Raw genomic sequence first — 24076 nt, forward strand, 5'->3', positions numbered from 1 at the left:
CGCGGCGGTGTCGATCAGTCGGGGGAGGGCGCCCAGGTCACTTGCGCCTTGCCGTCCGCCTGCGCCGTCCGCTGCACCGTCAGGTCGAGCGCCAGCACCCAGCCCGCCTGCGGACCGACGGTGGCCGACAGGAACCGACCATCGTAATCGACGGCGAAGGGGCGGTTGCGGTCCTGGTACAGCACGATGTCGGCGGGGCGGGCGGCCAGGATGCTGCGGTGGGTGTCGCCGGCATAGCCGGTCATCGCCACCACCAGATCGACCCCTTCCGCCCGCAGTGACGCCGCCTTGGCGGTCAGCGCGGCGACGGGATCGCGGAACTCCGTGCGCTGGGTGCGGGTGGTTTCCCGCGTCAGAACCGGCGTCGCGGCCAGAACGCCGATGCGCAGGGAGCCGGCGGTCAGCACCACCGCGTCCTCCAGGCCGTCCGGCGTGCGGCCGGTCGCGCGGTCCACCGTGTTGGTGGTGACGATGGGGAAGCCGGCCTCGAAGGCACGGGCGCTCAGCTGGTCGTCGCCATGGTGGAACTCGCGGTTCAGCGCGGCCATCGCGTCGATGGACATGCCGTTCAGCAGGTCGATGATGTGCGCGCCCTGGTCGTAGAAGGCCAGAACCGACGGCGCCAGCGTTTGGCCGCCATGCAGGGCCAGCACATGGCGGTGGGCACCCCTTTCCTGGCGGATCGCACCGGCCAGCCGGGCCAGCCCGCCGCGCCCGCCGGTCTGTTCCAGGTCGGTGGTGCCCTGGGCGTAGAGGATGGTCAGCTTGACCGTCCCGCTTTCCCCGTCTGCGGCTTCGCCGCCGGATCAGCCTGCTGGGCGCGCGACGGGGCGGCACCGAACGCGAGGCACAGGGCAAGACCCAGCGCGAGCGGAGCGATCAGGGATGACAATGTCCTGCCGGGCCGGGAGCAAATCCCGCCGGCAGCGCCGCTTCCAATACCGATGTTGTCCATAGCCCGGCGTCACCATTGCCCCCCGTGCCGGATTATGCGCATTTCGGTGCCGCTGTAGAAGCAAAGCCGCGTTACGGGACTGTCATATTGATGACACGCGGGAAGGAAGTGCCCGTTTCAGCCATTCGTACACGCCGATAGTCCGCAGAATTCCAATCAACTTCATGCGCAACGGTGCCGGAACTGCGGCAAAACGTGGCGCCAGCCCGGCCCGCCGAGTCTTGGCGAGCGTGGCACGGCGCGCATAGGCGGCGCGGTGCAGGGTGACGCGCCCGGCGTCGCTGTCGAAACAGGCGAAGCAGGCGCGCTGGTCCGTCCCCCGCGGCTCCCCCACCGTGCCGGGGTTCAGCAGATAGAGCGCATCCGGCCGCAGCGTCGCGCCGCCGTCTATGGGAATGGCCTTTACCGTGCCGTCGCGCCACTCCCACAGCCCGGCGCGGTGGGTGTGGCCGAAGGCGCAGACCCGGACCCCCGACGGATGGGCGGCGAGCGCACCGAGGCTCAGCACGCGCTTGGCGTCGTCGTCCAGCCGCACCAGCTCCTTCCCCACCTCCGGGTGCAGCGCGCCGTGGACCGCGACCAGCGCACCGTCGACCACGGCGGTCAGCGGCAGGGCGGACAGGAAGGCGCGGCTGTCCCCGTCCAGCCGCCGTTGCGTCCAGGCGACGGCGCGCGCCGCCGGGCCGCTGAACCCCTCGGTCCCAATGGCGCCGGTGACCGCCCGGTCATGGTTGCCGGCGATGCAGACCGCACCCGCCTGCCGCAGCAGGGCGATGCAGGCGGCGGCATCGGTGTTGTAGCCGACGATGTCGCCCAGGCAGACGATGCGCTCCACCCCCTCGGCCCGGATGGCGTCCAGCGTCGCCTGCAGGGCCTCCAGGTTGGCATGGATGTCGGAGATCAGGGCGATCTTCATGGCTTTGCAGTCACGGCTTTGCGAGGCGGGGCGGGCGGGCGATGCCGGGAACGCGGGCGAGCAGCCGGTCAAGCTTCGGGCGCAGGAAGGGCATCGGGTCGTCGGGGGTGATCGCCTTCGCCTCGCACCGCGCCACCCAGGCCAGCCAATGCGCCGTGGAGACGCCGCTGTCGCGCGCCGCCAGCCGGTCCTTACTGATATGGCACCAGCAGGCGCCGGGCCGCGCCTTGGCCGGGGCGGGGCGGGGGCGGCCGGTCAGGTCGGCATGGACGATGGCCGGCAGGTTCACCCCGGCGACGGCGCCCAGATGGTGCCACAGGTTGAAGCGCGGGTTGATCTCCAGCAGGTGCAGCCGGCCGTCCGGATCGCGCTTGAAGTCGAACTTGGCGACGCCGGTGAGGCCGATGCGGGCGGCGATCTGCCGCCCCAGCGCTGCGACATCGGCTCCCTCGCCGTCGATGTCGGTGATGGTCAGCGCGGTGCTGTGGCCGTAATCGACGGGGTAGGTCCTGATCTTGCGCCCGGTGAACTCGCCGGCCACCGCACCGCCGGCATCGATGTAGACATGGTGGCTTTCGATCCGCGTTTCCGGTCCGGGGATCAGTTCCTGCGCCAGCAGGTCGATGCCGACCGGGATCAGCCGCGGCCAGAGCGAGCGCAGCTCCTCCGGCCCCTCCAGCCGGATCGCCTTGCCCAGCCCCTCGATCTCGTCCCAGGGCGGGCGGCGGGTCAGCGGCTTGACGATGACGGGATAGCGCAGGTCCAGCTCGGGCGCCTCGCTGCCCGGAAGCGGGCGCAGCCGCCGGGTGCGCGGGACCGGCAGGTCCAGCCGTTCCGCCAGCGCCTGGAAGCGCCCCTTGTCGACCAGCGTCTCTACCAGATCGCCGTCGGCGAGCGCGAAGCGGAAGACCGCGGCCAGCCGGTCGCGATGACGCGACACCATCAGCAGCTGGGCATCCTCCTCCATAAAGAGCACCGGCTTGTCGGGCTGGGCGGCGCCGAAGCGCAGCAGCCGGTCCACCAGCGCTCCGTCGCAACCGCCTTCCCACGGGATCAGCCGCTCGGTGAAGCGGGAATGGGCGGTGGCGCCGCCGGGCGGTCCCACCACGGCGCAGCAGACACCGGCCAGCCCCAGCGGGCGCACCAGATCCATGTCGCCCAGCACGCAGGCGAGAGCCCCGGTCTTCCTCTTGGTCATTCGCACGCCCTCCCCCTTCAGATGCCCTTGGCCGGCGCGGTCCAGCCGCGCAGCGACCGCTTGACCGCATCGACCATCAGTCCGCGCGCCCGCCGGACATGAGCCTCCACCCGCCGGCCGACCCGGTCGGGGCCGAGCGTCAGCCAGTTCATCGGCTGTTCGGCGTTGGACAGCAGCGGCTTGTGCCCGGCCGGGGTCGACATGAAGTCGTAGCAGTCCTCGCCGCGGGCCAGCGCGTCCTCGACCGCCAGCACATGGCTGAGCAATCCCGGCTTCAGCCGGTTGTCCGCCTCGAAAGCGAAGCCGCCCTGGTAGTTCAGGACCCGGTTGCGGTGGACGAAGTTGTAGAGATAGCCGACGGGCTGGCCGCCGGCGCTGATCCGGCACAGGCGCACGGCGCCGCTCGGCACGCCCTGCGCGATCAATTGCTCGTGGAAGGGGCGGAAGGCCGGGTTGGCGAAGGCGCCGGCCTGACCGCGCGCCTGCCATCCGGCCTGGTGCAGCACCTCCAGTCCGGCGAAATCCTCCAGCGCCTCCTCCACCGTCGTGGCGACCCGGTAGTCCAGGCCGCCGCGGGCGCGGTAGAGCCGCTCGCTGCGGTTCACCGCCGCCCGCGTGTTGCGGCCGAGCCCGGCGCGGAAATCGCCGCCGCTCGCCCTCACCGGCGTCAGGTCCACCCATTGCGCGGAATCGGCGATGCGGACCTGCAGCGAATGGCCGGTCCGCGCCGCCACGCGCCGGGCGGCACGTTCCGCCGCCGGGGTCAGCCCGCCCAGCACCAGCTCGTCGTTGGCGGTCAGCCCCTCGCCCAACCAGTGCAGGGCGGCCTCCGTCACCTCGTCGGCGAAGCGGCGGTCGGCGAGGATGCCGTTGTATTCCATGAAGAGCCGGTCATAGCCGCGGTCGCCCGTCTCGTGCAGCATCCAGCAGCGGCCGGGCAGCAGGCCGAGACGCCGCCGCAGGCGCGGGCAGAGCACCGCCAGCCCGACCGGCTCGCCGCCCCGCCGGGCAAGCAGCAGCCGCGGCTCGACGCCCGCCGGCATCTGCGACAGCCAGGGTCCGATCCAGTTCCAGGACAGGAAGAAGGTGGACTCCGCACGCGCCTCCACCTTCGCCCACAACCGCGCCAGTTCCGCCAGGGACGGCAGGGGATGCAGTGCGATGTCGATTGCGCAGGGGTGGGTGGTGAGGGGTAGGGAGGTGTGGGGCTGGGCTTTGATTTGGGTGGCCGTGCCGGTCGCCGGGTCGATGGCGATGCCGTCGGAGTCGGTGCGGGGCCAGATGCTCATCGGCGCGGCGTCTCCGGAAGATATTCCCTACCGAAAACAACACGCTCGTCATACAAACGGTCCCGTCTACGCCGGGGGCACCCGAAAGCCTGTCCGGCGCGAACGGGTGTCGCAAAAGATTGCGACACTATACCAACACGCCGGCCCGGCGGATGGAACCGGGCCGGCTTTGGGGTGGATCAGCGCTTCACCGTCTCGGCGGACTGGCCGAACAGGATCTTCTTGCTCTCGTCGTTCACGGTGGGCGTGCCGCTGGGGTTCACGGCCTGCCCCTTTTCATAGGCGCGCACCACCGCCGGCCGCTCCTTGATCGCGTTGAACCAGCGCTTCAGGTTGGGGAAGCCGTCCAGGTCCTGCTGCTGGCGCTGGTGCGGGACGATCCAGGGATAGCTGGCCATGTCGGCGATGGACAGTTCCGTTCCGCCCAGGAACTCGTTGTCGGCAAGGCGCTTGTCCATCACGCCGTAGAGGCGGCCGGTCTCCTTGACGTAGCGCTCCATCGCGTAGGGGATGCGTTCCGGGGCGTACTGGACGAAATGATGGTTCTGGCCGGCCATCGGGCCGAGGCCGCCGACCTGCCAGAACAGCCATTCCAGCACCGTCTTGCGCCCGCGCACGTCGGTGGGCAGGAACCTGCCGGTCTTCTCGGCCAGATAGACCAGGATGGCGCCGGATTCGAAGACGGTGATCGGCTCGCCGCCGTCGGCCGGGGCGCGGTCGATGATCGCCGGCATGCGGTTGTTGGGCGAGAAGGCCAGGAATTCCGGCTTGAACTGGTCGCCCTTGGAGATGTTCACCGGTTCGAACCGGTAATCCAGCCCGGCTTCCTCCAGAAAGATCGTGATCTTGTGGCCGTTCGGCGTCGGCCAGAAATAAAGGTCGATCATCCCAAACCCTCCAGTGAATTCGGTTTTCAGGCCCATGGTTCTCAGGCAGGCGATTTGCGGCAAAGGTTAACCGCTTCGTCCCGGCTGGCAAGCCCGCAGCGACGCGGAGCAGACCCCCGGACGCCGCGGCCGGGTGGACCCGGAGCGCCGTCCCGGCTTTACTTGGCGCAAAGAAACCGCTGCGCGATGGGACGGGGTCATGGACGTGGACGATCTGCTCGATGGGGAACCGGAATCGGGGTTCCAACGCCTGCTGGGCTATGCCCTGAGTCGCTGGGAGGAGGGGGAGGCGGAGCTGGTGATGACCGTCGACGACCGCCACCTGAACCGGGCCGGCGTGGTGCATGGCGGGGTTCTGGCGACGCTTTTGGACACGGTTTCCGGATTCTCGGCAACATATTGTCCCTTTCCCGGCCGCGTTCGGCGGGTGGTGACGCTGTCGCTGTCGACGAGCTTCCTGGGGCAGGCGCGCACCGGTACGCTGGTCGCCACCGGCCGGCTGCGCGGCGGCGGGCGCAAGATCGTCGGGGCGGCGGCGGAGATCCGCCACCGCGACACCGGCGCCCTGATCGCCACGTCGGAAGGCATGTTCAAATACCGGCCGGGCAGCGAAAACCAGGAGGGAACCGAGTTATGAGCGGACAACTGACCGTCGCGCGCCAGGGCCGCGTGATGGTGCTGACCATGGACGATGCGGCCACCAAGAACGCGCTGGGGCTGGAGATGATGGCCGCCGCGCGCGACGCGCTGATCCGGGCGGCCGGGGATCCGGGTGTGGGCGCCGTCGTGCTGACCGGGGCCGGCGGAACCTTCAGTTCCGGGGGCAACCTGGGCCAGCTGCTCGGCAACGCCAAGGCCGATCCTGCGGTGACCCGCGCCAGCCTGGAGTGCTTCCATGGCTGGACGCGCGCGATGCGGGCCTGCCCGAAGCCGGTGATCGCCGCCGTGGAGGGGGCCGCCGCCGGGGCGGGCTTTTCGGTGGCGCTCGGCTGCGACCTGATCGTCGCGGCGGAGGATGCGGCGTTCACGCTGGCCTATGTGAAGGTCGGGCTGAACCCGGACGGCGGCGCGTCGGCCTTCCTCGCCCGTGCCGCGACGCCGCAGCTGGCGGCGGAGATCATGTTCGAGGGCGGCAGGATCGGCGCCGCGCGGCTGGCCCAGCTCGCCATCGTCAACCGGCTGGTGGCGCCCGGCACCGCTCTCGCCGAGGCGACGGCCTGGGCGGAACGGCTGGCCGAGGGACCGACGCTCGCCATCGGCCGGGCGAAGCGCCTGATCGAGAGCGGTTTCGGTTCGCCCGACGACCAGCTCGACCGCGAGGCCGCCTTCTTCGTCGAGGCTCTGCACGGGGCGGAGGCGGCGGAGGGGATCGCCGCCTTCTTCGGGAAGCGGGCGCCCGACTATCCGCGCGGCTGAGCTTGGCGTCAGGCCGTCAGGCCAGCAGGGACAGGGTGGGATCGGGCGGGGTGGGGGCGGCGTTCTCCAGGGCGAGCGCGACGTCGGACGGCGCGCCCGGCACCCGCAGCGGCTCCGCCCGCCCGGCGAAGTGAAGCTCCGTCCCGCCGTCGGCCGTCTTGCGCAGATAGGCGACGGCAACGGGGTTCACCAGAACGGTATCCCCCGATATCTCGGTCAACTCAACGAATGCCATGGTTTCCTTCCTCTCACGCGTAAGGGTAAAACACCCGGCGATGGTGTATGTTTCCAGGCCGGACGTTCAGTTGGTCCGCCTAATCGGAAGGGGGTACCCCTTCGACCTCTTGAACGGAACGGAACCGCGACAAACATGGGCGGTTCAGTGGATCGAAGCCGAACACGCTTCGAAAACCGGACGGGACGGGCTATAAGCCCGCTCCGTAAATCAAGGGAGCATGCCGTCTTGAAGTTGCTTGTCGTCGAGGACGATCCGCTGATCGGTCCGGCCGTCAAAGCCGTTCTGGAGAATGCGGGCTATACCGTGGTCGGACCGCTGCGCGATGCCGCCAAGGCCGCGCGGGTCGGTGCCCGCGAATGTCCCGACCTGGCGCTGGTCGACGTCAACCTCGCCGGCGGGGAGAACGGTCTCGTTCTGGCCCGGCGGCTGTGGGAGGAGTACGGCGTTCCTTCGCTGCTGATGACCGGTTTCGATCACCATGCGGCGGAAGCGCGCAGCTTCGCCATGGGACTGCTGCGCAAGCCGGTGATGCCGGACGCGCTGGTCCAGGCCATCGGCGCCGCCGGGGAAATCCTGGGTGGCCTGCGCCCCTCGTCCAAGCCGGACGCGCTGGAGATCTTCCACGGTTCCGCCGCCTTCGCCGCCGGCCTTCCCAAGGCGCGCTCGGCCTGACCGGCCCCCGGCCTCTCGTGCATCCGGAAACGCCCGCCCTTCGGCGGGCGTTTTTGTTTCCGGCGCTTTCCGGCCTCTTCCGGCAAGGTGCCGGATACGAAATCGGCGCGATCATTCCGCCCGGCCGCTGTTGGTGGCCTGGAATACGGAATTCGATGTTCCCCAAACCACGGCTGTCCGGCCGCCTGACCGGCGTCGACGGGCAGCACAGCGAAAGGAATCGTCATGAAGAGCCTGATGATCGGCGCCGCCACCGCCCTGGCCCTGATGGCCGCCCCGGCCTTCGCCGCCGACAGCAACTCCATTTCCGGCAGCCCGGCCGCCAAGAGCACCGGTTCGACCACCAACTCCAACCAGGCCAATCCGCCCTGCACCTCCAACAACCAACTGGGCTGCGGCAGCATGGGCGGTATGGACAGCAGCAACTCGGGTTCCAGCGGTTCCAGCGGCTCGACGACGGGCAGCGGTTCGATGACCGGCTCCGGCTCTTCCAGCTCGACCAGCGGCACGGGCGGGAACAGCCTGGGCAACAGCGGCTCGATGGGCACCGGCTCCGACGGACCGATCGGCACGCAGCAGCCGTCCGGTTCGATGGGCGGGTCTTCGTCCGGCACCGGCAGCACAGCCCGCTGATCCAGTCGGCCTGACAGACGGAAAGGGCGCGCGGATCAACCGCGCGCCCTTCTCTTTCTGCATGGGGTGTCGCACAAGGTGCCCTCTCCCGGGACGGAAGAGGGCAATTCTCAACGGCTCACCCCTCCCGCGACAGCAACGCCACCGGCAGGTCGGCGAACAGCGTCGCGGCGAAGACCGCGTCGCCGCCCTCCACCTCCGCCCCGGTCAGGCGGTTGAGCCAGCGGGTGCCGCGGGGCAGCGGGATGGCGGTGTTGCCCCAGTCCGGCGTCTCGCCCAACTGCCCCACCAGCCTGGGAACCGCCACCACCACCGTGTCGTCGCCGGCGCGGCGGGCATAGGCGACCACATGGTCGGCACGCTCGCCGGTGGCCTCCAGCGGCAGATACTCGCCGGTGCCGAAAACCTCCGGCCTTTCCGTCCGCACCGCCAGCGCCTGCCGGGTTACCGCCAGCTTCACCGCGCCGTCGGTCCAGCGCTCCAGCAGGCCGGCGACCGCGTTGCGCTCCACCACGCCCTCGACCTCCTCGAGCAGCCTGCGGCGGGCATCGTAATCCACCGGCAGGCGGTTGTCGGGATCGACGAGGCTGAGGTTCCACAACTCGCAGCCCTGATAGATGTCGGGCACGCCGGGACTGGTCAGCTTCAGCAGGGTCTGGGCGAGGCCGTTGACCATGCCGATGCGGGCCAGCGACGCCTGGAAGGGCAGGAAAGCCTCCAGGAAGGCATTGCGGCGGGTCACGTCCAGCGCATCGTGGATGAAGCTGACGACCGCCCCCTCATACGCCTCGTTGGGCGCCGCCCAGGTCGAATGCACCTTGGCTTCGCGCATCGACTTGGTCATGGCGCCGACGATGCGCTCGGCGAAGGCGGTCATCGCCGACTGGTCGATCTGCTCGACCGTCGCACCGGTCAGCTCCGCCGGCCAGGCGCCGAGAAGCAGCTGGTAGAACAGGTACTCGTCGTTGCGGTCGGGCGGGGCGGTGCCCTCCACGTCGCCGCGGCGGGCGCGCAGCAGGCGGCTCCAGGTCTGGACCTGCCGCTCCCACTCCTCCGGCATCTCCGACAGGGCGTAGAGCCGGGCGCGGGTGTCCTCGCCGCGCTTGGTGTCGTGGGTGGTGCTGGCCAGCATGTTGCCGGGCCAATTGCGGGCGCGGTCCTGGTTGGCGCGGTGGAAGGCGGCGATGCTGACGCCGAAATGGTCGGGATGGCCGCCGACCTCGTTCAGCGCCACCAGCCGGTTGTAGCGGTAGAAGGCGGTGTCCTCCAGCCCCTTCGCCATCACCGGCCCGCTATATTGCTGGAACCGCATGGCGAAGCGGGTGACCTGCCGGTGGCTGTAGCCGCTCTTGGGTGCTGCCACCAGATCGGTGGTCAGCAGCCTTTGCAGGAAATCATAGACCGAGCCGTCCGGCCCCTGTGCCGCCCGCCGAGCCTGGGAGATCGCCCAGTCGATGTCGCGGCGGTCCAGGTCGCTCGGCCGGCCGCCGTCGACATAGGTGCGGTAGACAGGGAAGCGGGCGATGGTCTCCTTCAGCGCCTGATGCAGGATGTTGGCGGTGAAGTCGGCGGTGGCGGGGTTGGAGCGGGCGATGCGCGCCGCCTTGCGCGACAGCACGTTCAGCTCGCTCGCCATCTCGCTTTCCATGATGCGGATCTTGCACTGCCGCACCACCTCTTCGAAATCGTCGCGCCGGCCGATGAAGTCGGCGTAGAGGCGGGTGAAGGACTCCTCCGCCTTGGGATCGACGAACAGTCCACCCATCAGGTTGGCGTATTCGTAGCCGGTGGTGCCGTCGATCGGCCAGTCCTCGCGCAGCCGCTCGTGCCGGGCCAGGATCTTCTCCACCACCAGATAGAAGGGCTTGGAGGACGCCGCGACCAGCCGCTCGCAATAGCCCTTGGGGTCGATCAGCCCGTCGATGTGGTCGATGCGGATGCCGTCGAGCGTGCCGTCCTCCACCATCTTCAGAACCATGCGGTGGGCGACGTCGAACAGCTCCGGCTCGTCCATGCGCAGGCCGGCCAGCTCGTTGATGTTGAAGAAGCGGCGATAGTTGATGTCGTCGGCCGCCACCTTGAAATAGGCGACGCGCCAGTTCTGGCAGCCGATCAGTTCATGCAGGTGGCCCCAGCTGTCGATCTCCCCCTGATAGCCGCGGAAGACGGACAGCCGCTGGTTGATCGCGTCCGCCACGTCCGGCCGGGTCGCCACAAGCGTCGCCAATTCGGCCTTCTGAACGCCGGCCCGCGCGATCTGATGGGGCCGGGCATAGGCTAGATGGGCAAACGCATCGCCGATGCGCTCCAGATCCGGGTGGTCGCTGCCCAGGATGGTGCCGTAATCCTGCGGCCGAACCGGCAGCTTATGGCTGCCATAGGCCCACACGGCGAAGCTGCCCGTCTCGTTGTCGAAGCGCAGTTCCAGCCCGCCCGACACCAGCACCGCGCCATACTGGTCGCCCAGGAAGGGCACCAGCACCTTGCCCTGCAGATAGCGGTAATCGGATTCCCATTCGATGTCGAAATACCCGGCATACGGGCTTTCAGGCCCCCACTCCAGCACGTTCAACCACCATTCGTTGTCGGAGCCGCCGACCCCCATGTGGTTGGGCACGAAGTCCAGGATCTGGCCGAGCTTGTTGCGCTTCAGCGCCTCCACCAGATCGCGGAAGTCGTTCTGGTCGCCGACCTCCGGGTTCAGTTCGTTGTGGTTGACGATGTCATAGCCGTGGGTGCTGCCCGGCCGCGCCTTCATGTAGGGTGAGGCGTAGAGATGGCTGACGCCCAGCCGGGCGATATAGTCGGCGATGGCGGCGGTGCGGTCGAAGCCGAACTCGCCATTCAGTTGGACCCGGTACGTCGCACGAGGGATCGGCTTGCCGGCGGCGGGGGCCATGGGTGTGTGCTCCTCGGAGTATGGAGTGGTTTTCTTGGATCAACGGCGGGCGGGGGAGAGGACGGGCGTGCAGCGGCCAGGATGGCGGCGACCGCCGCCGGTTCCGGCGCGTCGGCCAACTCCTCCAGCGTCATCGAGAGCTTGCGGCGCCAGTTGGGATACTGGTCGGTGGTGCCCGGCAGGTTGACCTGATCGCGCTCGCGGGTCAGGTCGTCCAGCTGCGCCACCGCCAGCGCCGCGTTGGTGCGGGCGAGGAAGGCATGCACCGCATGGTCCAGCGTGTCGTCATAGGGGCTGTCGGCGCCGAAGCCGGCGGGCAGCGCGATATCGGCGGCGCGCAGGGCATCGACCAGGGCGCCGCGGTCGGCCGACCGGCGGATCTTCTGCTTTTCCTCCTCGTCATCCGCCGGGTAGAGGCCCTTGTCGGCCTTCAGCGCGATGTCGTCGCCCTCCCACCAGCCGCGCAGCGTGGCGAGGTCGTGGCTGCCGACGGTGGCGAGCGCCAGATCCGGGTACTCGTCCGGTCCCTTGAAGGCGCCGTCCTCGGTCCATTCGAAGAAAACGACGCGGTAGCTCAGCACCCCGGCCTCGGTCATCCGCTCGCGGAAGCCTTCCGGCACGGTGCCCAGATCCTCGCCGACGACGAGGCAGCGCTGGCGCTGGCTCTCCAGCGCCAGGATGCCCAGCAGATCCTCCATCGGATAGCCGACATAGGCACCCTCGCCCGGCGGATTGCCGTCAGGAATCCAATAGACATGCTGGAGCGCCATCGCGTGGTCGATGCGCAGCGCGCCGGCATGGCGCATGTTGGCGCGGACCAGATCGATGAAGGGCTGGTAGCCGGCATCGCGCAGCGCCCGCGGGTGGAAGGGCGGCAGGCCCCAATCCTGCCCGGCGGGATTGAACAGGTCGGGCGGGGCGCCGACATGGGCGGCGTCCACCACCGCCTGCGGCGTCATCCAGGTTTCCGCCCCGGCGGCATCGGCACCGACCGCGAGGTCGCGGTAGAAGCCGATGGTCATGCCCAGCTCGGCCGCCCGCTCCGCCGCCGCGCGCAGTTGGTCGTCCGCCACCCATTGCAGCCAGGCGAAATAGGCGACGCGGTCGGACTGTTCCTTGGCGAACCGCTCCACCGCCGGTGCGGCTGCGTCGTGGAACTCCGTCGGCCACCGGTGCCAGTCGGCCTTGCCCTCGCCCGCGAAGCGTTCGCGCAGGGCCTGGAAGGTCGCGAAGCGCTCCAGCCCGCTGCCGCCCTCGGCCCGGAAGGCGTCGAAGGCGGCGCGGCGTTCCGGCCTTGCGGATGTTTGGAAGGCGGCGAACAGCTTCTCCAGGATCGGCAGCTTCAGCTGGGACACCGCGGTGTAATCGACGTTGGCGGAAGCGCGGGCGGTGTCCAGCGCCTGCCGGAACTCGGGCGAGGCCACCTGCCGGCGCAGGTCGGCATCATCGATGAATTCCGGCACGGCGGTGACGTCGATGTAGAGCGGGTTCAGGAACAGCCGACTGGCCGGGGAATAGGGGCTGGCATGTTCCGGGTTGTCGAGGAACATGGCATGCAGCGGGTTCAGCCCGACCACCGCCGCCCCGCGCGACGCCGCGATGTCGGCCAGCGTCCGCAAATCGCCGAAGTCGCCGATGCCCCAGTCATGGTCGCTGCGCAGGGTGTAGAGCTGTGCCGACAGGCCCCACAGCCTCTCCCCCACCAGCATCGGCGTCGGCAAATGGCAGCGGGCGGGCGCCAGGATCAGGCGGGTTTCAACCACGCCATGCTCCGTCTCCACCCGCAGCGTGTGGTAGCCGGCCTCGTCCAGCTTGCCCAGCGGCAGGCGCCGCTCGGCATAGGTCACGTCGCCGACGGTGATGCAGCGGCAGCGCGGCAGGCTGCCGAAGCCGACGACACCGCTCTGCGTCTCCCCGCTTTCCAGCGTCAGGGTGTAGCGCAGGGTTCGGGTGCCGTGGGGCAGGGTGACGGGCGCCGTCACCGCCTCCCCGGCGCGGCGGACCACCACCGGGGGCAGGGCGCGGCCGTATTCCTCCTCGTCCAGCCGGTCGAGAAGGGCAAGGGCGGCGGCCTCGTCCCCCGCCTCGACCCCCATCGCCGATAACAGGGCGCGGATCGTATCCTCGCTGGCCGTCACCGTCTCCCCGGCTGCGTTGTCGAAGGACCGTTCGATGCCCATGCGGTCGGCCAGCCGGTCGAGCGCCGAGGCTTCCTCCAGCCACAGCACCACCGACCAGGGGCCGAGCGTGTCGCCGGTCAGCCCGTCGCCCTCCGTCCACAGCACGCGGCCCGTGGCCTCGGGGAAGCCGGACGCCGGCGTGTCGGCCAGATTGGCGAAGGCATGCAGCCGGCTGCCGTCGCCCAGTTTCCAGCAGACGGTCAGGCCGGACTTGCCGACCACGCCATGGCTGGACGCCCCGCCGGGAACGCCGTCCAGACGCGGCACGATCTCCGCCCGGCGCAATGCCAGGGCGCGGCGATACCAGTCGAGCCAGTCCGCATGGTCCGCCTGCCCGCGGGCCTCCCAGTCCAGCTTGGCCGACTCCGCCGTCTCCGGCGCGGTGGGGTCGGGGATGCGGGCGCGGGCTTCCGGATCCTGGAATTCGGGGAACTTGGCGAACTCCTCCGCCCGGCCCTTACGCACGGCCTCCGCCAACTCCTCGCCGAAGTCGCAGAAGAAGGGGAAGGGTTTGGCCGACGCCCATTCCTCGCCCATGAACAGCATGGGGATGCCGGGACCCAGCAGATAGAGGATGGTCGCGGCACGCACCGCGTCCGCCTTGGCGATGTGGGAGATGCGCTCGCCGAAGGCGCGGTTGCCGATCTGGTCGTGGTTCTGGATGAAGGTGACGAAGGCGGTGGGCGGCAGATGCGCCGACGGCTCCCCGCGCAGCTCGCCGTCGCGGTAGGCCGACGGGTCGCCCTGGAAGGCGAAGCCCTCCGCCAGGGCGCGGCCCCATTTGGCCGGATCATGGGCGTAGTCGGCGTAATAGCCGCCGTCCTCGCCGGTCGCCGCACTGTGCAGGCAGTGGTGCAGGTCGTCGTTCCACTGGGCGGAGTGCCAGCGTGGATCGCCCTCGCGGTGGCGGGCCAGGAAACGCGCCTGGTTGGCGTCGTTCTCCAGCACCAGATGGACGTGGCGCTGGTTCTGGAAATGGCTGTGCACCCGCTCCGCCAGTTCCTCCAGAACATGGCGGTCGCTGTCGTCGATGATGGCGTGGACCGCGTCGAGGCGCAGGCCGTCGAGGTGGTATTCCTCCAGCCAATAGAGCGCATTGTGGATGAAGAAGTCGCGCACCGGCCCGCTGCGCTCGCCATCCACGTTGATCGCGGCGCCCCAGGGCGTCTTGTGGCGGTCGGTGAAGAAGCTGCCGGCGAAGGCGTGGAGGTAGTTCCCCTCCGGCCCGAAATGGTTGTAGACGACGTCGAGGAAGACCATCAGCCCGCGGGCATGCGCCTCCTGCACCAGGGTCTTCAGATCCTCCGGCCGGCCATAGGCGCTGTCGGGGGCGAAGGGCAGGACGCCGTCATAGCCCCAGTTGCGCGTGCCGGGGAAATCGGCCACCGGCATCAGTTCGATCGCGGTGACGCCCAGCTCGACCAGATCGTCCAGCCGCTCGATGGCCGACAGGAAGGTGCCCTCGGGCGTGAAGGTGCCGACATGCAGCTCGTAGAGAACCGTCTCGTGCCAGGGCCGGCCGGTCCAGGCAGCGTCGGTCCAGGCGTGGACGCCGGGGTCGATCACCTCCGACAGGCCATGCACGTCGTCCGGCTGGTAGCGCGACGCCGGGTCCGGCACCGCCAGCCCGTCCGGCAGGACGAAGCGGTAGCGGCTGCCCGCCTGCGCTCGCGCGGTGGTCAGGGTGAACCAGCCGTTGCCCTGGTCCTCCATCGCCACCGGCTGGCCGCCGTCATCGAGCGACAGCAGCACCGACGCCACCGACGGCGCCCAGATGGAGAAGCGGACGGAACCGTCGGCCTGTACCTCCGCGCCGAAGGGCATCGAATGGCTGCGGCGGCGCTCGTCCACCGGCGCGATGCGGTCACGGTCGCGGCTGGCGATTTCCGGCCCGGCATCGGCGCGGATGATGGCGGTGACGCCGGCCAGCGGGATCGCCACCCAGTCCGGCCGGTTGGCCAGCTCGTATCCAACCTCGTACAGCGCCTTTTCCAGCAGGAACAGCTTCAGCAGGGCAGGGGCCGCCTGCGGGTCGCGCGGGAAGCCGGGGCAGTCGCCGATGGCGTTGCGGTAGCCGTCGAGGAAGGCGGCCGACGCCGCCCCCTCCCACCAGGACAGCCACGCGGTTCGGGCGGCGCGGGACGGGGCGTCGAGATCGGCCGGCATCGCGTCGCGTGCCATGGCGGCGGCATAGGCGATGGAGCGCAGCATGCCGGCGACGTCGCGCAGGATGCAGTGCTTGGCCCGCCGCTCGGCGAGCGGGCGCATCGGCTCGCCTTCGAAATCGACGATCTGCACGTCGCCGCGCGACACCAGAACCTGCCCCAGGTGATAGTCGCTGTGCAGGCGCATGGCGCTGAGGTCGGCCGCCGCGGGGATCAGCGCGTCGATCTGCGCCATCATCGCCGCCTCGCTGGCGGCCAGGGCGTTGGCCTGCGTGGCGATTGCCGGATCCAGCGTGGATGTGGCCGCGCGCAGCCGTTCCAGCACCCGCTTCGCCAGGGCGCGCACGCCGCCCGCCCATTCCTTCAGCCGCTCCGCCGTCGCCGGTTCCGGCGTGAAGGCGTCGCCGCCGCCGGGGGTGGCCAGCGCCCGGTGCAGTTCCGCCGTGCGCTGCCCGAGCAGGCGCAGGAAACCGACGCTGTCGGCATCGGCGGCCTGGGAGGCATCGCCGTCGGCGAACCGGGCAACGCGGTCGTTCAGGTATCCGGTGACGTGGCTCCAGGCGTCCTTCGCCTCCGGCACCAGTTCCTGCATCACGCACAGGGTGGTGGAGCCGGAGCTGTTGGACCGTTCCACCCAGCCCAGCAGGGCGGGGGTGTTGGGGAACTGCGCCACCTCGGTCAGGAAGCGGCTGACCTCCAGTTCCGGATGGGTGCCGGGCTCCAGCTTGCGCAGGCCCTTCAGGATCGCGACGTCGCCGATGCGGATGGAGGTGTTGGACTGCTCCGCCGTCATCCGGTGCAGCGGCGCCCCGACATCCAGCCGGCGCGCCAGCGCCTGGCAGGCGCGGGTCCGGCCGGCGTTCAGGCCGGGCGACAGCGCCGTCTCGCCTTCCTGCGGATCGCCTTTCAGAATGGCCGCCAGCAGCGCCCTCACCACCCCGTCATCGGCATAGCCGTCGCGCAGGCGTCCGGCGAACGGCAGATCCCCGGTTCCCTCGATCACCGACGGATCATCGCCCTTGCCATGGTCGAGGATCAGGGGAAGCTGATAGAGATGCGGCTCCCGCCCCGGCGGCTCGACCCGCAGCAGGCAGAGCTGGGCCTGCGAACCGTTCGGCAGCGGCAGCGGCAGCGCATCGACGATGCGCACGGCCGGCCGGCCGGCATCCTTGGCCGCGTACCAGCGGCGGGTCAGCAGATGGTCCGGCAGCAGGGAGTCCTGGAGACGCGTCAGGATCTCGCCTTCCAGAGGGCTCGCCAGGACATTCGAATGGGCGTGTGGCTGCGGCGCGGTGGGCACGAGGGCTCCTCCCCTGTTGAGCGCTGGGTGGCACGTCGCTCAAACAGAATGGAGGGGCAGCACGGAGGGAGGGAGTACCCGCACCCGCAAAGCCGCTTCCACGAACGACCGCGCCCTTCTCCCGAAAGAGTGGTCAGACAGTCCGCGGGTGGTGCGGCAGATGGGCGAGGCGGCCGATCCGCTCGGCCACTTGCAGAGCCTCGACGACGTCGTCGAGCCGCCCGTCGCGCATCAGGTTGTGCGCGTGGGTGTTGAGCGCGGCGACGACGGCCCGTTCATCGGACACCCCGCGGGCCGGCTGACCGTCCGGATCGAGCACGGTGGCGCCCAGCGCCGCCATCGCCTCCGCGGTCAGGTTCACGGCCTCCGACAGGGCCTCTTCGTCGTCTTCCGCTGCGGTCAGGATCGGTTCCAGAAGCTCCGCAAGGAGACGGGGGTCATGGTGCTAATCCTCGGTGACATTCTCAGGCCGTCCCCTTCGACGTCGATGCTGCGTGTTCTTCCGATACAACAGCCGGAACGAAGGAAAGGTCCGTCCCGCCGCTCCACCCGCGGCGGCTGCCGGACGGGTGGGGACGGCACATGGGAACCGAAGAAACCCCTGGCAAGCGTGAGCGCCCGTCAACTGCCCCGATGGGAGAGTTGCAGTAGGGGACGGCCTGGCGGTCAATCGCCCGTTTCGTCAGGTGGGCGATACCGAGAACCAATTGGCCGAGACTTGCCACTGCCTCATATTGTCGAGCGAGAGCGTGAAGACGCTGTTGGTGTAGCTCGGCAACTGCAACCCCAACTCGGCGGTGGTGAAACTGGCGACCACCCCCGTCCCGTCGCTGCGATCCTGGAAGCGCGCCATGACGTCGGACAGGCTGAGCGAGGTGTGGCGGAAGCTCAGCACATCGACGCCGGGCTGGAAATCGGTGACGGTCGTCACCCCGGTGCCGTTCCAGAAGATCGAGGAATAGCCGTCGCTGGGACTGGGGTTGGCGGTCCAGGCCTTCGGATCCTGCCAGAGCACGTTCGGGGCGGAGCCGAGATCGACGAGAATGGTGTCGGCGCCGGCACCGCCGGTCAGGCGGTCGTCGCCGGACCAGGCCACCATCGTGTCGTCGCCATCGCCGCCGATCAGCGTGTCGCTGCCCGACTGGAGGTAGGACCAGACGCGGGCGTTGGTCGTGGCCGCCGCCAGCAGATAGTCATTGCCGGCTCCGCCCTCGACAAGCGCGCCGCTGCCCCTGCCATAGCCGCCGTTCAGCGTGTCGTTGCCGTCGCCGCCGAGGATGCGAAGGGGGTGTTCGTTCTGCCGGCACCGATCCAGTCGTCTCCGACGCTGCCGGTAATGGTCAGCATCGGCACCGGATTGTCTGCCTCAACAACCGGCCGCAGCCGCTCGACATTGGCCGGCATCGCATAGTCGAAATAGCCGCTGATGCTGTCTTCCATCAGGACGACTTCATCGGTGCCCGCATTGGTCCCTTCGGTCACCAGAACGCCGGAGGAATGAATGATGTAGGTATCGTTTCCGCTTCCGCCGTTCAGCGTGTCGTTCTGCGCACCATACAACGTGTCGTTGCCGGTTTCGCCGAACAGCTGGTCGCTGTAGTCGCTGTAGCCACCGATCATCGTCCCGGCGACGGTGCCGTAGACATCGATGCCGTCCAGGATGTCGTCGCCGGAGCCGCCGTTCATGATCCGGACATGACCCGGCGCGCCGTCGAAGCTGATCCAATGGTCGTTGCCGGCCAATGCCGCCATATCGCTGGGCATGCGGCCTTCCCGCTTGCCGAAGACCTCATAGTGGGTGCGGGCGGTCATCCAGCCGGCGTTCACCGCATCGCGCACGTCCGGATAGGCCTGGAGATACCACGCCTCGTCGAAATCGCCCGACGGGGCAGGGGGAAGCGCCGGAGTGGGCCTGACATAATAGGCCACCCCCTCATAGCGATAACTCGGCAGCGTCGCGATCACCCCGTCCCGCTCGTTCTCCGAGGCGGTGAAGAAATGGCTGCCGGTCGCCGTGTCCAGAAACCGGTAGACCGCCTGCGAATACTCCGACGTCTGGATTTCCGAGACGTTGAAGGCATAGGCATCCTCCAGGCGGTAAGCGTTCGACATGTTCTGCCGGATGTAATCCCGCTCCGTGGCGCTGGCGGTGTAGAAATGCTCCCCGGTGTCCAGCCGCAGGAAACGGGCCACCGGCACCGTCGACCCCCAGCCGCCCGACAGGAAGGCGACGCCCTCATATGTCATGTCGGCCATTCCGGCGATGATGCCGTTCCGTTCGGCAGTGCTCCCCGTATAGAAATGCTCCCCAGTCCTACGATTGAAGAAGCGGAAGGCTCTGCGCGTGACGTAATCCGTGTCCATGACCTTAGCCACTGGGCTGTTGATCAACCGTCGGTAGATTGGCGCAATGAATCTCCGACCTCAACAAATTTTATTTTGCGCTGGTGTCGGAAAGTTTCATTCCCAAACCGGTTCAATGGCGGAAGAGGGGGTGGCGATCCAGGCCGCCTTCAGTCCAGGAAATCGTCGCGGCTCAGCCCGTAGCGTTTCAACTTGTCATAGAAGGTCTTGCGCGGGATGTTCAGCGCCTCGATGGCCGCCTTGACGCTGCCGCGCTGCCGGGCGAGTTCGGACTGGATAAGCCCCTTCTCGAACAGGTCGACCTGCTCGGCGAGCGACAGGGTGGACGGTGCGGCCGCCGGTGCCGGCGCCATCTCCTCCAGCCCCAGCACGAAGCGGCCGGCGGCGTTGCGCAGTTCGCGGACATTGCCCGGCCAGTCCTGGCCCATCAGGTGCTGCATCCGGTCGCGGCCCGGCACCCGCGGCTCGCGGTTGTAGCGGGCGGCGGCCTGGGCGACGAAATGCTGGAACAGCAGCGGGATGTCGTCGCGCCGCTCACGTAGCGGCGGGATGGTCAGCACGACCACGTTCAGCCGGTAATAGAGGTCGGCGCGGAAGGTCCCGGCATCCGCCGCCTGCCGCAGGTCTGCCTTGGTGGCGGCGACCACCCGCAGGTCGACCGGCACCTGTTCGTTCGATCCCAGCGGCTCGACCACCCGTTCCTGGATCACCCGCAGCAGCTTGACCTGCAGCGACAGCGGCATGCTTTCGATCTCGTCCAGGAACAGGGTGCCGCCGCTGGCATGCTCGATCCGGCCGACGCGGCGCTTGGCGGCACCGGTGAAGGCGCCGGCCTCGTGCCCGAACAGCTCGCTCTCGAAGATCGATTCCGGCATGGCGCCGCAGTTGAGCGCGACGAAGGGGCTCTTGCGCCGTCCGCTCGCCTCGTGAAGCGCGCGGGCCACCATCTCCTTGCCGGTGCCGGTCTCGCCGAACACCAGCACGTCGGCATCGGTGTCGGCGACCGCGGCGATGGTGGTGCGCAGCCGCTCGATGCCTGGGGTGCGGCCGACGATGGTTCCGGCGGGATCGGCCCCGCCGGCGATCTGCGCCCGCAGCCTGCGGTTCTCCAGGACCAGCCGGCGCTTCTCCACCGCGCGGCGGGCGATCTCGGTCAGCCGGTCGGACGGGAAGGGCTTTTCCAGGAAATCATAGGCGCCGTTGCGCATCGCCTCCACCGCCATCGGCACGTCGCCATGCCCGGTGATGAGGATGACCGGCAGGTCGGGGTCGATCTCCCGCACCCGCGCCAGCAGCGCCAGCCCGTCCATCTGCGGCATGCGCACGTCGGTGACGAGGCAGCCCGGCCAGTCGCGGCCGAGATGGCGCAGGGCCCGCTCCGCCCCGTCGCAGGCCGTCACCTCGAACCCCGCCAGTTCCAGCGCCTGCTGCCCGGCCAGCCTCACCGCGCGCTCATCGTCGACGAACAGGACGCTGCCGGCGTCGTCAGGGTCGGTATCTTCCGAGAGGGTCCGGGTCATGCGGGTGTTTCCGTGGTCTTGAGCCGCAGGGTGAAGACGGCGCCCTGGCCGGGCTTGCCGTTGCGGTTGGCGGCGGTCAGGCTGCCGCCGAAATCCTCGACGATGCCGTGGCTGATCGACAGGCCGAGCCCCAGCCCCTCGCCGGCCTCCTTGGTGGTGAAGAAGGGGACGAACAGCCGCGGCAGGTCCGCCTCGGCGATGCCATGGCCGGTGTCGGCGACATTCAGCAGCGCCTCGCCCTCGGCCGACATTAGACCGATGCGCAGGCGGCGCACGGGGCAGCCGCGCATGGCGTCCGCCGCGTTGCCGATCAGGTTGACCAGCACCTGCTGCAGCCGCACATCCTCCCCCACCACCCAAACCGGCCGGTCGGGCAGATCGACCTCGACCGTGATGTCCTCCCGCCGCAGCTTCGATTCCAGCAGCGCCAGGGCCTGCCCGACCGCGGCATGGACCGACACCGGCCCCAGCGTGCCGGAGGCACGGCGGGCGAAGCCCTTCAACTGCCGGGTGATGGCCGCCATGCGGTCGGTCAGCTCCGCGATCTCCGCCAGATTGCCGCGCACCGCGTCGGTCCGCCCGCGCTCCAGCAGGACCACCGCATTGTCGGCGAAGCTGCGCATGGCGGCCAGCGGCTGGTTGATCTCGTGCGCGATGCCCGCCGACATCTGGCCCAGCGCCGCCAGCTTCGCCGCCTGGGTCAGTTCGTTCTCCGCCGCGCGCAGGTCGGCGGTGGCCGCGGCGACCCGGCGCTCCAGCTCCGCCCGCGATTCCTCCTGCAGGGCGATCCGCTCCACCAGCGCGACCCGGCGCAGCGCCACGGCATAGGCGCTGAGCGCCGCCATCGCCACCGCAGCAGCCGCCAGCAGCCCGGCAACCCACGACCGCGCGGTCACCGGATCCAGGCTGGTCAGGCTGTGCAGGGTCCAATCGCCGCCGGGCATGGCGACGGAGGACAGCAGGTAATGCCGAAGCCCGCCCTTCTCCTCCAGCGCGATGCGGTCGGAGGCGCCGCCGAAGATCCAGGGCAGCACGTCCAGCCCCTCGCTGGTTCCCTGCGGGACGATGGGCAGGCTGATCGGCAGGCGGCGGGGCAGGGCGTGATACCGCCAGGACGGCATGTTGGTGATGAAGACCACGCCGTCGCGGTCGGTCACCAGCAGCTTCTCCTGCCCCGGCGCCCAGGCCCGTTCCAGCCGGTCGAAGCCCAGCTTCAGCACCACCGCGCCCACTGTGCGGTTTTCCGCCACCACCCGGTTGGCGGTGTAGAAGCCCGGCACCAGGGAGGTGGTGCCGCGGGCGAAATGGTGTCCCTCGCCCTGGTCGATGGCCATGCGGAAATAGGGCCGGTAGGAGAAGTTTTCGCCCACGAAGCTGGCGGCGTCCTTCCAGTTGCTGGCCGCCACCGTGGTGCCCTTAGCGTCCATCACATAGAGCGCCAGCGCGTCCAGCGCCCGCGCGATGTCCTCCAGCTTGCGGTTCAGCCGGTCCATCGCCGCCGGCGAGGGATAGGCCAGCAGGGCGCGGACCTCCGCATCCTGGGCCAGCGCCAGCGGAACGGCGGCATGCCGCTCCAGCTCCGCCCGCAGGTTGGCGTTGTAGAGCGCCAGCTGCGCTCTGGCACTCTCCCGCAGATCGTCGTGAGCCTGCGACGATACCCAGCCGGCCGCCAGCGCAGCCGCCACCGGCACGCCCAGCAGCAACGCCGCCATCAGCAGCCGGCGCGGCCGTTCGAGCGCGCGGGCCACCATCCGCGCCGCGCGCGCCGGCTGCGGCACGGAGGGATGGGCGGTCGAATCTGTCGCCGGGTCGGTCGGGTGGCTAAGCAACGGCGTCTTTCGTCATGTTGCGCCGCAACAAAGATGCCGCAGCGCTGTGAAGTGTGCGGATTTTCGCACATCCGCGATGCCCATGTCGTGCGGATTCTCGCCCTCGCGCTTCCGCCAAATGCTTGATGTTGCTGGATTCAGCAATTGGCCCACCGCTTGCTTTCACTGGCAATCAGTTGGGGGCCGCCCGCCCAGCCGGCGCCAATGCCGGACGAAAGAACGGGCGCCCCGTCAGGAACGCCGTTCTGAGGAACGCCACGAGGAGAGCAGCATGAGCGCAGACGCCATCGCCGGCCGGCCGGGCACGGTGAAGAAGCCCTTCTACACCAACCTGACCTTCCAGGTTCTGACCGCCATCACCATCGGCATCCTGCTGGGCCATTTCTATCCGTCCGTCGCGGTGCAGATGAAGCCGCTGGGCGACCTGTTCATCAAGATGGTCAAGATGGTGATCGGCCCGATCGTCTTCCTGACGGTGGTGACCGGCATCTCCTCGATCGGCAACCTGAAGAAGGTCGGCAAGGTCGGCGGCAAGGCGCTGCTGTATTTCGAGGTTGTGACCACCTTCGCGCTTGGCATCGGCCTGCTGGTCGTCAACCTCGTGCGTCCGGGCGCCGGCATGAACATCGTTCCGGGCCAGCTCCAGGCCGATTCGGTGCAGAAATACGCCACCACCGCCAAGGAACACGGCTTCATCGACTTCGTCGTCGGCATCGTGCCGGACAATGTCGTCGGGGCCTTCGTCCAGGGCGACATGCTGCAGATCCTGTTCTTCGCCGTGGTGTTCGGCGTCGCGCTGTCCGCCATGGGCCAGAAGGGCAAGGTGGTCGAGGACATCTTCGACAAGATCGGCCATGCCCTTTTCGGCGTGATCGGCATCCTGATGCGCGTCGCCCCGGTCGGTGCCTTCGGCGCCATGTCCTTCACCATCGGCAAGTACGGCATCTCCTCGCTGACCGCGCTGGGCCAACTGATGGCGTCGGTCTACATCACCATGGCGATCTTCGTGTTCGTCGTGCTGGGCGGCATCGCCAAGGCCTACGGCTTCAGCATCTGGAACTTCATCCGCTACATCCGCCAGGAACTGCTGATCGTGCTCGGCACCTCCTCCTCCGAATCCGTGCTGCCGCGGATGATGGAGAAGATGCAGAAGTTCGGCTGCTCCAAGCATGTCGTCGGTCTCGTCATCCCGACCGGTTATTCCTTCAACCTGGACGGCACCTCCATCTACCTGTCGATGGCCGCAATCTTCATCGCCCAGGCCTTCAACGTCGACCTGACGATCTGGCAGCAGCTCTACATCCTGGTCATCCTGATGCTGACCTCCAAGGGTGCGGCGGCGGTGACCGGCGGCGGCTTCGTGACGCTGGCCGCCACCCTGTCGGCCACCGGCGTCCTGCCGATCGAGGGGCTGGCCCTGCTGCTGGGCGTCGACCGCTTCATGTCGGAAGCCCGCGCCCTGACCAACCTGGTCGGCAACGGCGTCGCCACCGTCGTCGTCGCCAAGATGGAAGGCGAGTTCGACGAGACCAAGGCTGTCGCCGAGTATCAGCAGCACTTCAAGGAGCCGGCGCTGGCGCGGCTGTGACGATACGCAAAAGACACGCGTCACGCA

The 24076-nt window shown here is 69.0% G+C and carries 18 protein-coding genes; 5 read left to right on the top strand and 13 right to left on the bottom strand.

Annotated features, from left to right (window positions below):
• Positions 1 to 14: 14 nt before the first annotated feature.
• The 5 genes from AB8P05_RS21305 to AB8P05_RS21325 all read right to left on the bottom strand — a co-directional run bounded on the left by AB8P05_RS21305 (position 15) and on the right by AB8P05_RS21325 (position 5245).
• Positions 15 to 653 carry a hypothetical protein gene (locus AB8P05_RS21305; RefSeq protein WP_472760252.1) on the bottom strand — a complete coding sequence of 213 codons (639 nt, stop codon included), beginning with the start codon at positions 651 to 653 and terminating at the stop codon, positions 15 to 17.
• Between the two features lie 384 nt (positions 654 to 1037).
• Positions 1038 to 1871, bottom strand: a complete 834-nt coding sequence (locus tag AB8P05_RS21310; RefSeq protein ID WP_472760253.1) for a metallophosphoesterase family protein — start codon at positions 1869 to 1871, stop codon at positions 1038 to 1040.
• 10 nt (positions 1872 to 1881) lie between these two features.
• The gene (locus AB8P05_RS21315) at positions 1882 to 3069 is read right to left on the bottom strand and encodes a carboxylate--amine ligase (protein WP_472760254.1); all 1188 of its coding nucleotides are present in this window, start codon (positions 3067 to 3069) and stop codon (positions 1882 to 1884) included.
• Between the two features lie 17 nt (positions 3070 to 3086).
• Positions 3087 to 4358 carry a GNAT family N-acetyltransferase gene (locus tag AB8P05_RS21320; RefSeq protein ID WP_472760255.1) on the bottom strand — a complete coding sequence of 424 codons (1272 nt, stop codon included), beginning with the start codon at positions 4356 to 4358 and terminating at the stop codon, positions 3087 to 3089.
• Positions 4359 to 4537: 179 nt separating this feature from the next.
• Positions 4538 to 5245 (bottom strand): glutathione binding-like protein, encoded by a 708-nt coding sequence (locus AB8P05_RS21325; protein ID WP_472760256.1) that lies wholly within the window; start codon positions 5243 to 5245, stop codon positions 4538 to 4540.
• 199 nt (positions 5246 to 5444) lie between these two features.
• Here AB8P05_RS21325 and AB8P05_RS21330 point away from each other — a divergent pair, with 199 nt between their 5' ends.
• Both AB8P05_RS21330 and AB8P05_RS21335 read left to right on the top strand, forming a co-directional pair.
• Positions 5445 to 5882: a PaaI family thioesterase gene (locus tag AB8P05_RS21330; protein WP_472760257.1), complete on the top strand. Its 438-nt coding sequence runs from the start codon at positions 5445 to 5447 to the stop codon at positions 5880 to 5882.
• On the top strand, positions 5879 to 6661 hold the full coding sequence (locus AB8P05_RS21335) for an oxepin-CoA hydrolase, alternative type (RefSeq protein ID WP_455174360.1): 783 nt from the start codon (positions 5879 to 5881) through the stop codon (positions 6659 to 6661). The genes AB8P05_RS21330 and AB8P05_RS21335 overlap by 4 nt, the downstream gene beginning before the upstream one ends.
• Before the next feature lie 16 nt (positions 6662 to 6677).
• On the opposite strand, the gene AB8P05_RS21340 is transcribed toward AB8P05_RS21335, so the two are convergent.
• Positions 6678 to 6896 carry a hypothetical protein gene (locus tag AB8P05_RS21340; protein WP_455174359.1) on the bottom strand — a complete coding sequence of 73 codons (219 nt, stop codon included), beginning with the start codon at positions 6894 to 6896 and terminating at the stop codon, positions 6678 to 6680.
• A 228-nt stretch (positions 6897 to 7124) separates the two neighbouring features.
• Between AB8P05_RS21340 and AB8P05_RS21345 the strand changes: the two genes are divergently transcribed.
• Positions 7125 to 7571, top strand: coding sequence for a response regulator (locus AB8P05_RS21345; protein WP_472760258.1), 447 nt, complete (start codon positions 7125 to 7127; stop codon positions 7569 to 7571).
• A gap of 225 nt (positions 7572 to 7796) precedes the next feature.
• Complete coding sequence (locus tag AB8P05_RS21350; RefSeq protein WP_472760259.1) at positions 7797 to 8204, top strand: hypothetical protein; 408 nt, start codon at positions 7797 to 7799, stop codon at positions 8202 to 8204.
• A gap of 118 nt (positions 8205 to 8322) precedes the next feature.
• Here AB8P05_RS21350 and treY read toward each other — a convergent pair whose 3' ends face one another.
• The 7 genes from treY to AB8P05_RS21385 all read right to left on the bottom strand — a co-directional run bounded on the left by treY (position 8323) and on the right by AB8P05_RS21385 (position 22461).
• Positions 8323 to 11103 (bottom strand): malto-oligosyltrehalose synthase, encoded by a 2781-nt coding sequence (gene treY / locus AB8P05_RS21355; protein WP_472760260.1) that lies wholly within the window; start codon positions 11101 to 11103, stop codon positions 8323 to 8325.
• Positions 11049 to 16748, bottom strand: coding sequence for a malto-oligosyltrehalose trehalohydrolase (gene treZ / locus AB8P05_RS21360; RefSeq protein ID WP_472760261.1), 5700 nt, complete (start codon positions 16746 to 16748; stop codon positions 11049 to 11051). The genes treY and treZ overlap by 55 nt, the downstream gene beginning before the upstream one ends.
• A 133-nt stretch (positions 16749 to 16881) precedes the next feature.
• A complete protein-coding gene (locus AB8P05_RS21365; protein WP_472760262.1) occupies positions 16882 to 17109 on the bottom strand; it encodes a hypothetical protein in 228 nt (75 codons plus the stop codon).
• Positions 17110 to 17430: 321 nt separating this feature from the next.
• Positions 17431 to 18063, bottom strand: a complete 633-nt coding sequence (locus tag AB8P05_RS21370; RefSeq protein ID WP_472760684.1) for a calcium-binding protein — start codon at positions 18061 to 18063, stop codon at positions 17431 to 17433.
• The gene (locus AB8P05_RS21375) at positions 17997 to 19112 is read right to left on the bottom strand and encodes a hypothetical protein (RefSeq protein WP_472760263.1); all 1116 of its coding nucleotides are present in this window, start codon (positions 19110 to 19112) and stop codon (positions 17997 to 17999) included. The genes AB8P05_RS21370 and AB8P05_RS21375 overlap by 67 nt, the downstream gene beginning before the upstream one ends.
• 149 nt (positions 19113 to 19261) lie before the next feature.
• The gene (locus AB8P05_RS21380; protein WP_472760264.1) at positions 19262 to 20632 is read right to left on the bottom strand and encodes a sigma-54-dependent transcriptional regulator; all 1371 of its coding nucleotides are present in this window, start codon (positions 20630 to 20632) and stop codon (positions 19262 to 19264) included.
• Entirely contained in the window at positions 20629 to 22461 is a 1833-nt protein-coding gene (locus tag AB8P05_RS21385) for an ATP-binding protein (protein WP_472760265.1), read from the bottom strand. The genes AB8P05_RS21380 and AB8P05_RS21385 overlap by 4 nt, the downstream gene beginning before the upstream one ends.
• 307 nt (positions 22462 to 22768) lie before the next feature.
• Between AB8P05_RS21385 and AB8P05_RS21390 the strand changes: the two genes are divergently transcribed.
• Entirely contained in the window at positions 22769 to 24049 is a 1281-nt protein-coding gene (locus AB8P05_RS21390; RefSeq protein WP_472760685.1) for a dicarboxylate/amino acid:cation symporter, read from the top strand.
• The last annotated feature ends 27 nt before the right edge of the window (positions 24050 to 24076 follow it).

The organism is Azospirillum sp. VT-I1 (assembly GCF_055698305.1).

Excerpts from the sequence above, each read along its gene's own strand:
- AB8P05_RS21325 (WP_472760256.1), bottom strand. The coding sequence starts at position 5,245 with ATGATCGACCTTTATTTCTGGCCGACGCCGAACGGCCACAAGATCACG.
- AB8P05_RS21375 (WP_472760263.1), bottom strand. The coding sequence starts at position 19,112 with ATGGACACGGATTACGTCACGCGCAGAGCCTTCCGCTTCTTCAATCGT.
- AB8P05_RS21350 (WP_472760259.1), top strand. The coding sequence starts at position 7,797 with ATGAAGAGCCTGATGATCGGCGCCGCCACCGCCCTGGCCCTGATGGCC.
- AB8P05_RS21310 (WP_472760253.1), bottom strand. The coding sequence starts at position 1,871 with ATGAAGATCGCCCTGATCTCCGACATCCATGCCAACCTGGAGGCCCTG.
- AB8P05_RS21320 (WP_472760255.1), bottom strand. The coding sequence starts at position 4,358 with ATGAGCATCTGGCCCCGCACCGACTCCGACGGCATCGCCATCGACCCG.
- treY (WP_472760260.1), bottom strand. The coding sequence starts at position 11,103 with ATGGCCCCCGCCGCCGGCAAGCCGATCCCTCGTGCGACGTACCGGGTC.
- AB8P05_RS21340 (WP_455174359.1), bottom strand. The coding sequence starts at position 6,896 with ATGGCATTCGTTGAGTTGACCGAGATATCGGGGGATACCGTTCTGGTG.
- AB8P05_RS21315 (WP_472760254.1), bottom strand. The coding sequence starts at position 3,069 with ATGACCAAGAGGAAGACCGGGGCTCTCGCCTGCGTGCTGGGCGACATG.
- AB8P05_RS21380 (WP_472760264.1), bottom strand. The coding sequence starts at position 20,632 with ATGACCCGGACCCTCTCGGAAGATACCGACCCTGACGACGCCGGCAGC.
- AB8P05_RS21330 (WP_472760257.1), top strand. The coding sequence starts at position 5,445 with ATGGACGTGGACGATCTGCTCGATGGGGAACCGGAATCGGGGTTCCAA.
- AB8P05_RS21335 (WP_455174360.1), top strand. The coding sequence starts at position 5,879 with ATGAGCGGACAACTGACCGTCGCGCGCCAGGGCCGCGTGATGGTGCTG.